The sequence below is a fragment of the Streptacidiphilus sp. BW17 genome, assembly GCF_041262485.1.
Taxonomy (GTDB): Bacteria; Actinomycetota; Actinomycetes; order Streptomycetales; family Streptomycetaceae; genus Streptacidiphilus.
The window spans coordinates 22560-34375 of the sequence record NZ_JBGCCR010000014.1 but is presented as its reverse complement, the minus strand read 5'-3'; the positions used below and the strand labels follow the sequence as shown (position 1 = coordinate 34375).

Sequence of the window (11816 nt, the reverse complement as noted above, 5' to 3'; positions counted from 1 at the left end):
GGTCGGGACCAGGCGGGGTCGTTCCGACGATCTGTCGGCGTGATCCGACCGGCGCTGACGCTCCTCGGCGGTCAGCCGCGCACGTGCAGCCCGAAACCCGTGCGCCCCGCGGGCTCAATGGAGATGCTGGTGCTGGCCGCAGCCCCCGGAAGCCCCGCCGAGGACGGGCTGCGCCTACTCGCGGCCCTGGGCGCGGAGGGCGGCGACGCGCGCCACCGGGACGGGCATCCGGGCGACGCGCATCCCGATCACTTGGACGGGCTCTCGACCGTTGAGGTGCAGGCTTGACCAGCCGGGGCGTTGCGACGGTGTCAGTAGCCGAGGAGCCGAGAGGTGTCGAGTGCGAAGTTGAAGGGTTCGGGAACGTGGATCGGTTGGCCGAAGTCGGCGTCTTCCCGCATGCGGTAGCGGTCCCCGTCGATCTCCTGGAACAAGGTGACGGTCTTCTGCCTGGCGTCCACGATCAGGTAGAGCGGGATCCGCATGAGCGGGTAGTCCCGTAGCTTCCCGGTCCAGTCGTTCTCCGGGTTCGTGGGTGAGACGACCTCGACGGCGATCAGCGCGAGCTCAGCGGGTGTGGTGTTTTTCCCCGTCGACGCGGCGACCGCCGTCGACCAGGAGGTCGGCGCCGGTGACCCAGGACGCCTCATGGAGCTGCTGGTGCTGTCCGCCGCGCCCGGCAGCTCCACCGAGGACGGGCTGCGCCTGCTCGCGTCCCTGGGCGGCGCGGAGGGCGGCGACGCGCGCCACCGGGACGGGCATCCGGGCGACGCGCGTCCCGATCACTTGGACGGGCTCTCGACCGTCGACGTGCAGGCCTGACCGGCCGGTTGGCTTCCGCAGACGCGCAGTGTCACACCGGCCCCCGCGGCCGGGACCATGGGGGAGTAGTTGTCGTATCCCCAGTGGATGAGCGCCGTCGCGCGCTGGCCGCTTCCAGCGGAGATGACGGCGGTGTCCCCGGGGCTGCCGTTGGTGATCTTGGCCCAGGCGGCCTCGCAGTGCGGGCTGTAGCGCACATAGACGACCACCTCGCCGTCGTTGGCGGTGGTCAGGGTGCGCGCGTCGCTGTCGCAGCCCGACTCCTGCGGGTCCTTGCCCAGGCACCCGACGCCCTGGCACAGGACGCCGCCGCCCGCAACCGGCGATGCCGGGGCCGCCGCGGTGGTACGGGCAGGCGCACGGCTGACGCTGCCGTGGAGGAGGAACCATGCCCCACCCAGCACAAGTGCGACGGCGGGCAGGAGCAGGGCCAGCAAGGCGGCCACGGATCGGGACGATCCGCTCGGTGCTGGTGCTGGTGCTGGTGCTGGTGCTGGTGCCGGTGCCGGGTCGGCTTGGGCGACAGCTGGCGCACCGTCGTCCGCGGTCTGCGCCGGGCTCTCGCTCTCGCTTTCGCTTTCGCTCCCGCTCTCGACCTCTCTTCTGACGCTGTCCAGGAGGGCCCGTACCGTGTCGCGATCGCTGGCCACCACCGCCGTGAACCGGTCCAGCGCTTCGGGGGTGATGACGCGTTTGCCGTTGAGCCAGCGCTCCCAGGACGCTCTGCTGTAGTGGGTCTTGGCGGCGATGTCCGCCAGTGAGAGACCGCTGGCGTTCTTGAGGGCGCGGAGATGCTCCGCTAACGAACGTGCTGCCGGGGGCAGATCTGGCGGCAGGGGCTTCCGGTTCATGAAATTCGTCAACCTTGTCAGACGGCCTCCACCCTCGATTTTCGAGGGGTGAGGCTCTCCAATGCAGGCCCTTGTGAAGTATCAAATACGTGGTCAGAGCTCTGAGACAGCAGGCAGTGTCTCATGTCGATGTTCTGTCATCGAACTTGCTTGTGGCAAGGCTCCATAGTTGCCGACAAGCAGGCGGCAAACGCCTGCACTGTCAGAAGGAGACCCTGATGCGAGCACGAGCTCTTGTTGCCACGTTGGGCCTGCTGGGCGCCGCCGGTGCCGGCATCCTGGCCGGCGCGCCGGCAGCGATGGCGAGCGACGCGTGCCCGTCCGGCGCGACCTGCGCCTACACGGCACCGAACTTCACCGGTGACATGGGGCCGATCTACGGCAACAACAGCAACCTCACCATGTACAGCACCTTCCAGAACGTCGAGTCCATCTCGAACAACGGCACGCAGTGCGAGGACTGGGTGTTCCAGAACGTGAACCTGGGCGGCGCCTCGTTCGGGATCCCGATCGGCTACGTCAACAGCAACCTGTCCGGCACCGTGTTCTGGCACCACATCGACTCCAACCAGTGGTGCAACCAGTAGTGACGTCACGACACCTGCTGCCACTGCTCCTCGTGGCGCTGCTTGCCGCTTCCGGTTGCTCTGCGACCGGAAGCGGCAAGGCCGGGGCCACGACCACCGCCGGCACGACGCCCGCAGCCGCCGCGCAGTCCGGCGGCCGTCCCGTCGAGCCATTCGACGGCCTCGTCGAACAGCCCGCCGCCCAGCAGGCGTTGCTGCAGTTGGCGCAGAGCACGCTGACCGCTCAGTGCATGCGTCGCCACGGGTTCAGCTACCAGGTCGCGCGCCCGCCCGCGCTGGTCGACGACGCCGCCAACGGCGCCTACGACCTGGTCACCCCGGCGACCGCCGCCGCGGAGGGCTACGGCATCACGGACAACGCCCTGATCCGCCGTGCCGACAACGCCGTCGGGACGAGCGCCCAACCGGACGGCGACCGACCCGGTTTCATGTCGGCACTGGTCGGCACGGCGGCCCACCGGACCGTGCTCACCCTGCCGGACGGCTCGGACGTCTCGTACAACACGGACGGCTGCGTGACCACCGCCATCGTGCAGCTCTACGGGAACGCCTGGAACCCGGCGTACTACACCCTGGCCGACGCGACCCAGCAGATCCAGAACCAGGTCGTTCAGTCGCCGCTGTGGACCTCGGGCGTCAGCGCCTGGAGTCGTTGCATGAAGACCACCTACCGCGAGGACCTGGCAAGCCCTCAGGCGGCGCGCGCCGAGGCCGCCGCCTCCGTGGCCAACGCGGTGGCGAAAGCTCCGGCCGACGCCGGTCCGGCCTTCCTCGCCGGGGAACGCAGCAAGGAGATCGCCCTGGCATCGCAGGATGCCGCCTGTCAGGCCCAGATCGGCCTGGCCTCGGCGGCGGCCCGCGCGCAGCTCTCTCCCGAGCAGGCCGCCCAGGCGTCGTACCGCACGGACATGGCCACGTTCGCCGCCGATCTCCATACTGCTGTGGCACGTGCGCAGCAGTTGGTCGGCCGTTAGGCAATTGACCGAAGTCTCTTGGCATCAAGATCAGTTGACCGAAAGGACCGGAACTGGATGTTCACTTCTGACCGGGGGAGTCGCGTCCCCCGCTTACGTACCTGGCTCGCTGCGGTCGCGACCGCGTCGGCGGCGGGAGCGGGACTGCTCGCCTCAGCGGGACCCGCGCCGGCGTCGACCCCGCCCGCGCCGATTCCGCTGACGTCCGCATCCTGCCCGGCCGACATGACGCAAGGTGAGATCGACGGCTGTGTGACCGAGTTGCAGGACCTGCTCGACAGCCACGGCGCGAGTGTGGGCGTTGACGGTGACTTCGGTCCGGCGACGTTCACGGCGGTGGAGAACTACCAGGCGGCGCACGGGCTGTCGCGTGACGGCATCGTCGGACCGCTGACGAAGACGTCGTTGGACGCCACGACCGTTCCCGCGGCCGTCGCGTTGACGTCGGCGTCGTGTCCGACGGACATCGTCGAGGGCGAGATCGACGGCTGCGTGACCAAGCTGCAGCAGCTGCTCGACAGCCACGGCGCGAGTGTGGGCGTGGACGGTGACTTCGGTCCGGCGACGCTCGCGGCGGTGGAAAACTACCAGGCGGCGCACGGGCTGGCCAAGGACGGGATCGTGGGTCCCAACACCAAGGCGTCCCTGGACGGTTCCAGCACGTCGGCGCCCACGCCGATCGCCTTGACGTCCGCGTCGTGTCCGACGGACATGTCGCAGGGTGAGATCGACGGCTGTGTGACCGAGTTGCAGCAGCTGCTCGACAGCCACGGCGCGAGTGTGGGCGTTGACGGTGACTTCGGTCCGGCGACGTTCACGGCGGTGGAGAACTACCAGTCCGACCACGGGTTGTCGCGTGACGGCGTCGTCGGCCCGCAGACCAAGGCGTCGCTGGACGGGACGACCACGCCACCGCCTCCGCCGCCCGGCGGTGGGGTGTTGGCGAGGATCGTCAGCTATGCGCAGGCCATCGAGAACGGCGACGCCGAGACCGGCTGGGGCGGCGGCTACATCCAGTACGTCTGGGGCGGCGGCCACGAGGCTGCCCCTGGCCCGTCGACGGGCACCTGCGTCGGCGACCCGCAGTCGCTGGCCTGCTCCGACCCGGGCGCGATCGGCCTGGACTGCTCGGGTTTCGCACGCTGGGTCTACGACCTGGCCTATGGCAGCGACGTGCTCGGCTCTGGCGCCACCGGCGACCAGATCGCCGAGATGACCCAGGTCAGCTCGCCGGTCCCGGGTGACCTGGTGTTCTTCGGGAGCAGCGCGTCCAACACCGAGCACGTGGGCGTCTACATCGGCAACGGCCAGATGATCAACGCCTACGACACCGGCACGAACGTCCAGACCAACAGCATCTCGGCGGGCGGCAACCTGGTGGGCTACTACCAGTACTGAGTGACGCCGTACTCAGCCACGCCGGAGCTCGGACCACGACACAGGGCCCATCCCACTGTCTCCCGGTGGGATGGGCCTTCTCGGACCCGTATCGTGAACGCTATGACGACCATGTCCGAGCTCTGGGAGAGCTTCGAGCCTCCGGACGGCTGCCGTGCTGAGTACGTCGGCGGCAGGATCGTCATCCAGGCCAATCCGACCACGCTCCATGACGCCATCGCCCGCAACATCGCACGCCAGGTCCCCGACGGCCGTGCTCTGGAGGCCTGGCAGGGGCGCGGCATCGAGCTCCACGCGGAGTCAAAGCCGCGTGCCGACGTGGTGATTGCCCGGAGCGAGGACATTCCGATGGATGCCCGGGACTGGCCCGCTCAGATCGTGGAGGTCGTGGTCGAGGTCGTCTCGGGAGGCAGGGATGCCTGGAAGGACGACTTCCTCATGAAGCGCAGCGCCTATCAGGAGGCGCGTATCCCGCGTTACCTGATCGTGGACCCGCGTGGGGGAAGCTGGCACCTGATGGAACTGGACTACAGCCAGGCCACGCCGGTGTACGAGGAGACCGGCAAGGGCGTCTTCGGAAAGCCGATTCCCCTGGGAGTGAGTGACGCGGACGGTGAGTTGGTGCTGCAGACCGACACGTGGCACCCATACCCGTCCAGTCAGCGCTGACGCCCTCCGTCCGCCGGAGCGCGCATCCCGGCGCGGACCCGGCGACCGCCGTCGACGAGCAGGTCGGCGCCGGTGACCCAGGACGCCTCGTCGGAGAGCAGCCAGACGATCGCGCGGGCGAGGTCCTCCGGCTCGCCGAGTCGGCCCAGCGGGGTCTGCCCGGCGAGGCCGGGCTCGTCGCGTTCCCAATAGAAGCGGGCCAGTTCGGTGCGGACCAGGCCGGGGGAGACAGCGTTGACCCGGACGTCCGGCGCGAGCTCGGCCGCGAGGTGGCGGGTGAGCTGCATGAGCGCTGCCTTGCTGGTCTCGTAGGCGGCCAACCCTGGGCCCACGCCGTGCACGCCCTCGGTGACGACGGTGACCACCGCGCCGCCGTGTTCGCGCATCCAGCCCTCCCAGGCCGCCCGGATCAGGGCCAGCGGGCCGTGGACGTTGACCGCGAAGGTCTCCTCCCAGGCGGCAGGGTCGCACTCGACGGCCAGGCAGCCCAGCGGCTGGTTGGCGCCCGCGTTGCAGACGACGTAGTCGAGCCGGCCGAAGGCCTCCAGCGCCAGGCCCGCCCAGCGCCGCACGTCCACCGGATCGCCCGCCGAGCCGACCGCTGCCAGCAGTCGGCCGGGGGCCGGGCCGAGGTCGTCCAGCGCCTCGTCCAGTCCGTCCTTGCCGCGCGCGCCGATCAGCACCGACGCCCCGGCCGCGAGCAACTCGCGCGCGACCGCGCGCCCGATACCGCGCGAGCCGCCGGTCACCACGGCGGCCTTGCCGTCCATCCGCATTCGGCCATGGTGCGCCCCGGCGCACGACTCGTCCATACGGAAAGAGTGTGACTGGAAGGGGAGTTGACGCTCCGGTAGGTTGACGGACGACGGGGGTGAAGCACGACAAGGGGGATGCCATGCCGCTTTCCGACGACTCGCCGCCAGTCGACGCACCGCTGGCCACCGCACCGCTGGTCAACGACGAGGCGTTCAAGGCCGACGCGCACGCCCGCTACGCGGAGCTGCGCACCCACGGCCCGGTCCAGCGGGTCCGGCAGCCCAACGGGCTGGACCTGTTCCTGATCCTCGACCACGACCTGGCCCGTGCCGCGCTGATGCACCCGGACCTGCGCAAGGACCCCGAGATCGCCCGCGCCGCGCTGGACGCCGCCGGTGTCACCTCCTACCAGGGCCGGGGACAGGGCCTCGGGGCCAACATGCTGATGGCCGACCCGCCCGACCACAGCCGGCTGCGCGGCCCGGTCGCGCGCACCTTCACCCCGCGTCGGGTGGAGGCGCTGCGCTCCCGGGTCCAGGAGATCACGGACGTGCTGATCGACGCGATCGAGGCCAAGGCGGCGGCGGGTGAACCGGTCGACCTGGTCGAGGACTTCACCGCGCCGCTGCCGGTCATGGTCATCTGCGAACTGCTGGGCGTCCCGATTGACCGCCGGGACGACTTCCGACGCTGGACGCTGGCCGCCGTGGCGGGCAGCTCCTCGATGCCGTCCCCGGCGCAGCGCGAGGGCGCTGAGGCGCTCAACCGCTACTTCGCCGAGCTGTTGGCCGAGAAGTCCAAGGATCCCAGCGGCGAGGACCTGCTCTGCGCGCTGATCCGGCTCAGCCGCGAGGAGGAGGGCTCGCTCTCGGACGAGGAGCTGCTCGGTACCGCCGTCATCCTGCTCATCGCGGGCCATGAGACGACGGTCAACCTGCTCGGCAACGCCATGGCCGCGCTGCTGGACCAGCCCGGGCAGGCGGCGCTGCTGCGCGACCGCCCCGAGCTGCTGCCCGGCGCGGTCGAGGAGTTCCTCCGCTTCGACGCCCCCGTCGAACAGACACCGCTGCGGTTCGCCGCCGAGGACGTCGAGCTCGGCGGGGTGGTGATCCCGCAGGGCACGCCGGTCGTCGTCTCGCTGGCCGCTGTCGGCCGCGACCCCGGCACCGGTTCGGGCGGAGACCGGCTCGACGTGACCCGGGCCGACGTCAAGCACCTCTCCTTCGGGCACGGCATCCACTACTGCGTGGGCGCGCCGCTGGCCCGGCTGGAGGCCGTGGTCGCGCTCGGCACGCTGCTGCGCCGTCTCCCGCGGCTGGCCCCGGCCGTCCCCTACACGGAACTGCGCTGGACCGAGCGCGGCATCATGCACGGCCCGATCGCCCTGCCGGCGCTCATCGAGGGCGCCGAGGCCGCCGCCGAAACTGGGAAGTCAGCCGCGAAAGCTTAGAGAAATGTGACGGCACCCGGTTCTCCCTGGTCACGCGGGCAGGGGAGTGCTGGGATGGAACCATGCAGGAGAGCGGTGGTCAGCGGGGTGCGGGCACGCCCGTCGGGCGGCGGGTCGTGCTCGGCGTGCTCGCGCTCGGCGCGGCCGGGGTGGCGTTCGGGGCGCGGATCCAGAACGGGCTCGACAACGTGCTGGCCAACGTCAGCAGTCACGACCCGACGGGGCTGACGGGTCTGCTGCCGGGCGGTGACGGCTTCCGGTTCTACTCGGTCGCCGACTCCATCCCGCACCGCAGCGCCACGGACTACCGGCTCACCGTCGGCGGCCTGGTCGACCGCCCGGCCACCTACACGCTGGCCGACCTGCAGGCGATGCAGCAGACCCGGCTGGTCAAGGACGTGCAGTGCGTGACCGGCTGGCGGGTGCCCAAGGTGGAGTTCAAGGGCGTGCTGCTGAGCGACCTGTTGGACCTGTCCGGCGTCCAGGCCCAGGGCACGGCGCTGCACTTCACCTGCTTCGACGGCGTCTACACCGAGAGCCTCACCCTGGCCGAGGCCCGGCGGAGCGACGTGCTGGTCGCCCACGAGATGAACGGCGCGCCCGTCACCGACGCCCACGGCGGACCGGTGCGGCTCTATGTCGCGCCCATGTACTTCTACAAGTCGGCCAAGTGGTTGTCCGGGATCACCGTGACCTCGCAGGTCGAGCCGGGCTATTGGGAGCAGTACGGATATGACGTCGAAGCATGGGTCGGCAACTCCAACGGACGCAACGACGCCCCCACCTCCACCGGCTGACCCGGGGAGCGCGCCGGATCCGGAGTTCCTGCGCCGCTTCACCGTCGCCGAGCGCTGGGTGCACCGGACGACCTCGACGCTGATGATGGTCGCCATCCTCAGCGCCGCCTTCCTCTACGTGCCGCAGCTCGCCGAACTCGTGGGCCGCAGACGGCTGCTGGTGATCATCCACGAGTGGAGCGGGGTGCTGCTGCCGCTGCCGCTCGCCGTCGGCCTCTTCTTCCGCTCGGTCCGCGCCGACCTGCGGAGGCTGAACCGTTTCGTCCCCCAGGACCGGGGCTGGACCTGGCGCGCCATGCGCCACGGCACCCGCCGCGCGGGCCCGGCGGGCAAGTTCAACGCCGGGCAGAAGATGTACGCGGCGCTGATCACGGGGGCGACGCTGGTGATGGTCGGCACCGGGCTGATCCTCTGGTTCCCCAACCTCGCGGCGCTGGACGTCCGTACCGGGGCGACCTTCGTCCACGACTGGCTGGCGCTGGTCATCGGCCTCCTGGTGCTCGGGCACATCCGGATGGCCGCCAAGGACCCGGAGGCCCGCCGCGGCATGCGCACCGGCCGCGTCGGCCGCCCCTGGGCCCGCCGCGAACACCCGCTCTGGGCGCAGGAGATGGACGAACAGCGCCGACAGCAGGCGCAGCCGGGGGAGCCGGGGGAGCACCAGGCGGAGCCGGAGCAGCCCCCCTCGGACGGCGCCGCCTAGGCCCTGTCGTCAAACTCCCGCCGGGCCCGGTTCGCCTGGCACGCCCTTCTGCTGCGTTGTCGGATCGCCCAAGTACGGCCCAGTACGAGGGCGATCCTCCGCCTTGCAGCTGGCCGCACCAGACAACCCGGGCTGATCCGGCGCGAGTTTGACGACAGGGCCTAGGGCCTCTCGGAAGAGAGGCCCTCACCCTGCCCGGCTCGTTCGATCTTCGCCGCGACGCCGTCGAGGAAGGTCGCCAGCGTCATCCGGAACACCTCCGCGTCGTCGCGGAACAGCGCGGTCAGCCGGGGCGCGCTCTCGTGCAGCAAGGGGTACTCGTCCTCGGGCAGCATGCCGTACCTGACCGCCCAGGCGGCCTCGTCCTTGGCCTGCGTCGCCTTGTCGAGGGCTGAGAACGCGGCGCTGTACTGGGTCATCGCCAAGGTCATGTCCAGCAGCGAACGACAGCACTCCGCGGACTCCACGACCGGCAGGCCCGCCCGGTGCAGGACCGAGATCAACAGCTCGACGCTGTGTGTCTCGGCGGGGGAGGCGGTGGTGCGGGCGGCGGCGAGGACCGCGAGGGCGGGGCGGGCCAGGTAGGAGGCCCGGATGCTCTCCGCCGTGACGGTCAGCCAGGCACGCCAGTCGTCCGACGGTCCGTCGGGCAGGGCGGCGCGGGCCAGTTCGACGCCCTCCTGGATGGTGATGTCGGCCATCGCCAGTACCAGTTCGTCCTTGTCACGGAAGTGCCGGTAGACCGCTGTAGGGTCGGCGCCGAGCTCCTTGCCGAGCCGACTGAAGGTCAACTGGCCACCGCTCTCGGGGGAGCAGAGCCGAAGGGCTGCCTCCAGGATCGACTCCCGGGTGAGCGCGACGCGTCGCTTCGCCGTCTCGCCGTCCGCCTCTGCGCGTGCCGCCACGCGGGCCTCACTTCCTCGTGCTCGTCGGTTCGTTCACTGCCATCGGTGACTGCCATCGATGACTGCCGCCGGTCACTGCTGCTGACTACTGCATCCGATCGTAACCATGGGTCATTGTCAATGCCATTGACAGCAGCGTTGTCACGGGCTTTGCTACTCCACACATCCGGCAGAGCTTCCCCCGGTTCTCCCCGTCCCTGCCCTGGAGTGCGCCCGTGCACCGTGATCACCTCCCCGCTGACCTGGTCTTTCTCGGCGGGCCCGTCTACACCGTCGACCCCGCCCGTTCCTGGGCCGGAGCCGTCGCCGTCCGCGACGGCCGCATCGTGGCCGTCGGCCAGGACCACGAAGTCCGCCCCCTGATCGGCCCCGACACCGAGGTCGTCGACCTGGCCGGCCGGCTGCTGCTGCCCGGCTTCCAGGACGCCCACGTCCACCCGGTCCTGGCCGGGACCACCCTGCGCAGCTGCGACCTGCACCAGCTGGAGACGGCCGACGCGTATGTCGCGGCCGTCGCCACCTACGCCGCCGCCCGCCCCGAGGTCGCCTGGATCACCGGCGGCGGCTGGAGCATGGAGGCGTTCCCCGGTGGGACCCCGCACCGCGCCCTGCTCGACGCGATCGGCGCCGTCGGCGACAGGCCGGTCGCGCTCCCCAACCGGGACGGCCACGGCCTGTGGGCCAACAGCCGCGCGCTGGAGATCGCCGGGATCACCGCGGACACCCCCGACCCGGCCGACGGCCGGATCGAGCGCGACGCCGACGGCAGCCCGACCGGCATGCTCCAGGAGGGCGCCGCCGAACTGGTGCTGCGTCACATCCCCCCGATCACCGAAGAGGACTTCTACCAGGGGCTGTTGGCCGGTCAGGCCTACCTGCACTCCTTCGGCATCACTGGCTGGCAGGACGCGGCGGTCGGCCCGGCCTTCGGCCCCGGCGACGTCTACGGCGCGTACCTGCGCGCCGACCGCGAGGGCACGCTCACCGCACGGGTGCGCGGCGCGCAGTGGTGGGACCGGGCAGGCGGGTTGGAGCAACTGCCCGGCTTCCAGGAGCGCCGCGCCGAGGCCGAGCGCAACGGCGAGCGGTTCCGCGCCGGGTCGGTCAAGATCATGCTCGACGGCGTCGCGGAGAACCACACCGCCGCCATGCTGGAGCCCTACCTCGACGGCTGCGGCTGCTCCTCCGGCAATGCCGGGCTCGACTTCGTCGACCCCGAGAAGCTCGGCGGGTACGTCGCCGAGCTCGACGCCGCCGGGTTCCAGGTGCACTTCCACGCGCTCGGCGACCGCGCCGTGCGCAACGCGCTGGACGCGGTCGAGGAGGCGCAGCGGCGCAACGGCGACCGCGGCAACCGGCACCACCTGGCGCACCTCCAGGTGGTCCACCCCGACGACGTCGCCCGCTTCCGGAGCCTCGGCGCGACCGCCAACATCCAGCCGCTCTGGGCCTGCCACGAGCCGCAGATGGACGAGTTGACCATCCCCTTCCTCGGTGAGCGGCGGGCCGGGTGGCAGTACCCGTTCGGCTCGCTGCTGCGTGCCGGCGTCATGCTCGCCGCCGGTTCCGACTGGTCGGTCTCCACGCCGGACGTGCTGGCCGGCGTGCACGTCGCGGTCAACCGCACGGGGGAAGAGGACCCGAACCGGGTCTTCGGACCCGAGGAGCGGATCGACCTCGGCTCCGCGCTCGCCGCCTACACCGCGGGCACCGCCCGGGTGAACCACCTCGACGACGTCACCGGTTCGATCCGGCCGGGCACCTACGCCGACCTGGTCGTGCTCGACCGCAACCCCTTCGACGGACCGTCCCAGGCCATCGCCGAGACCCGGGTGCTGCGCACCTACGTCCAGGGCGCCCTGGTCCACGCCGCCGACAGCCCAGCCGACGCCCCCTCGAACTGA

14 protein-coding genes are annotated in these 11816 nt (G+C 70.9%); 10 read left to right on the top strand and 4 right to left on the bottom strand.

The features are described 5' to 3' along the window. Positions 1–129: 129 nt before the first annotated feature. Entirely contained in the window at positions 130–288 is a 159-nt protein-coding gene (locus ABH940_RS18905; protein WP_370070399.1) for a hypothetical protein, read from the top strand. A gap of 23 nt (positions 289–311) precedes the next feature. Here ABH940_RS18905 and ABH940_RS18900 read toward each other — a convergent pair whose 3' ends face one another. Continuing rightward, positions 312–650, bottom strand: coding sequence for a Uma2 family endonuclease (locus tag ABH940_RS18900; protein ID WP_370070219.1), 339 nt, complete (start codon positions 648–650; stop codon positions 312–314). Between ABH940_RS18900 and ABH940_RS18895 the strand changes: the two genes are divergently transcribed. Further along, positions 649–822, top strand: a complete 174-nt coding sequence (locus ABH940_RS18895; RefSeq protein WP_370070217.1) for a hypothetical protein — start codon at positions 649–651, stop codon at positions 820–822. The genes ABH940_RS18900 and ABH940_RS18895 overlap by 2 nt on opposite strands. Here ABH940_RS18895 and ABH940_RS18890 read toward each other — a convergent pair. Continuing rightward, positions 783–1673: a DUF2690 domain-containing protein gene (locus ABH940_RS18890; protein ID WP_370105785.1), complete on the bottom strand. Its 891-nt coding sequence runs from the start codon at positions 1671–1673 to the stop codon at positions 783–785. The genes ABH940_RS18895 and ABH940_RS18890 overlap by 40 nt on opposite strands. A 218-nt stretch (positions 1674–1891) precedes the next feature. Here ABH940_RS18890 and ABH940_RS18885 point away from each other — a divergent pair, with 218 nt between their 5' ends. The 4 genes from ABH940_RS18885 (at position 1892) to ABH940_RS18870 (ending at position 5301) form a co-directional block, all read left to right on the top strand. After that, positions 1892–2260, top strand: coding sequence for a peptidase inhibitor family I36 protein (locus ABH940_RS18885; RefSeq protein WP_370070210.1), 369 nt, complete (start codon positions 1892–1894; stop codon positions 2258–2260). Beyond that, entirely contained in the window at positions 2260–3234 is a 975-nt protein-coding gene (locus tag ABH940_RS18880) for a hypothetical protein (RefSeq protein ID WP_370070208.1), read from the top strand. Before ABH940_RS18885 ends, ABH940_RS18880 begins: the two co-directional genes overlap by 1 nt. Before the next feature lie 252 nt (positions 3235–3486). After that, positions 3487–4632 (top strand): peptidoglycan-binding protein, encoded by a 1146-nt coding sequence (locus ABH940_RS18875; protein WP_370105783.1) that lies wholly within the window; start codon positions 3487–3489, stop codon positions 4630–4632. 102 nt (positions 4633–4734) lie between these two features. Continuing rightward, the gene (locus ABH940_RS18870; protein ID WP_370105782.1) at positions 4735–5301 is read left to right on the top strand and encodes a Uma2 family endonuclease; all 567 of its coding nucleotides are present in this window, start codon (positions 4735–4737) and stop codon (positions 5299–5301) included. Here ABH940_RS18870 and ABH940_RS18865 read toward each other — a convergent pair. Next, positions 5292–6077: an SDR family oxidoreductase gene (locus ABH940_RS18865; RefSeq protein ID WP_370070202.1), complete on the bottom strand. Its 786-nt coding sequence runs from the start codon at positions 6075–6077 to the stop codon at positions 5292–5294. The two genes, ABH940_RS18870 and ABH940_RS18865, sit on opposite strands and share 10 nt — an antisense overlap. 119 nt (positions 6078–6196) lie before the next feature. Here ABH940_RS18865 and ABH940_RS18860 point away from each other — a divergent pair, with 119 nt between their 5' ends. The 3 genes from ABH940_RS18860 to ABH940_RS18850 all read left to right on the top strand — a co-directional run bounded on the left by ABH940_RS18860 (position 6197) and on the right by ABH940_RS18850 (position 9007). Continuing rightward, positions 6197–7507, top strand: a complete 1311-nt coding sequence (locus tag ABH940_RS18860; protein WP_370105781.1) for a cytochrome P450 — start codon at positions 6197–6199, stop codon at positions 7505–7507. 62 nt (positions 7508–7569) lie between these two features. Next, positions 7570–8304: a molybdopterin-dependent oxidoreductase gene (locus tag ABH940_RS18855; protein ID WP_370070198.1), complete on the top strand. Its 735-nt coding sequence runs from the start codon at positions 7570–7572 to the stop codon at positions 8302–8304. Next, the gene (locus tag ABH940_RS18850) at positions 8240–9007 is read left to right on the top strand and encodes a cytochrome b/b6 domain-containing protein (protein WP_370070196.1); all 768 of its coding nucleotides are present in this window, start codon (positions 8240–8242) and stop codon (positions 9005–9007) included. Before ABH940_RS18855 ends, ABH940_RS18850 begins: the two co-directional genes overlap by 65 nt. Before the next feature lie 161 nt (positions 9008–9168). Here ABH940_RS18850 and ABH940_RS18845 read toward each other — a convergent pair whose 3' ends face one another. Further along, positions 9169–9912: a TetR/AcrR family transcriptional regulator gene (locus ABH940_RS18845; protein ID WP_370070193.1), complete on the bottom strand. Its 744-nt coding sequence runs from the start codon at positions 9910–9912 to the stop codon at positions 9169–9171. A 215-nt stretch (positions 9913–10127) separates the two neighbouring features. On the opposite strand from ABH940_RS18845, the gene ABH940_RS18840 reads away from it, so the two are divergent. Further along, a complete protein-coding gene (locus ABH940_RS18840; protein WP_370070191.1) occupies positions 10128–11816 on the top strand; it encodes an amidohydrolase in 1689 nt (562 codons plus the stop codon).

Excerpts from the sequence above, each read along its gene's own strand:
- ABH940_RS18860 (WP_370105781.1), top strand. The coding sequence starts at position 6,197 with ATGCCGCTTTCCGACGACTCGCCGCCAGTCGACGCACCGCTGGCCACC.
- ABH940_RS18865 (WP_370070202.1), bottom strand. The coding sequence starts at position 6,077 with ATGCGGATGGACGGCAAGGCCGCCGTGGTGACCGGCGGCTCGCGCGGT.
- ABH940_RS18890 (WP_370105785.1), bottom strand. The coding sequence starts at position 1,673 with ATGAACCGGAAGCCCCTGCCGCCAGATCTGCCCCCGGCAGCACGTTCG.
- ABH940_RS18870 (WP_370105782.1), top strand. The coding sequence starts at position 4,735 with ATGACGACCATGTCCGAGCTCTGGGAGAGCTTCGAGCCTCCGGACGGC.
- ABH940_RS18885 (WP_370070210.1), top strand. The coding sequence starts at position 1,892 with ATGCGAGCACGAGCTCTTGTTGCCACGTTGGGCCTGCTGGGCGCCGCC.
- ABH940_RS18855 (WP_370070198.1), top strand. The coding sequence starts at position 7,570 with ATGCAGGAGAGCGGTGGTCAGCGGGGTGCGGGCACGCCCGTCGGGCGG.
- ABH940_RS18850 (WP_370070196.1), top strand. The coding sequence starts at position 8,240 with ATGACGTCGAAGCATGGGTCGGCAACTCCAACGGACGCAACGACGCCC.
- ABH940_RS18900 (WP_370070219.1), bottom strand. The coding sequence starts at position 650 with ATGAGGCGTCCTGGGTCACCGGCGCCGACCTCCTGGTCGACGGCGGTC.
- ABH940_RS18895 (WP_370070217.1), top strand. The coding sequence starts at position 649 with ATGGAGCTGCTGGTGCTGTCCGCCGCGCCCGGCAGCTCCACCGAGGAC.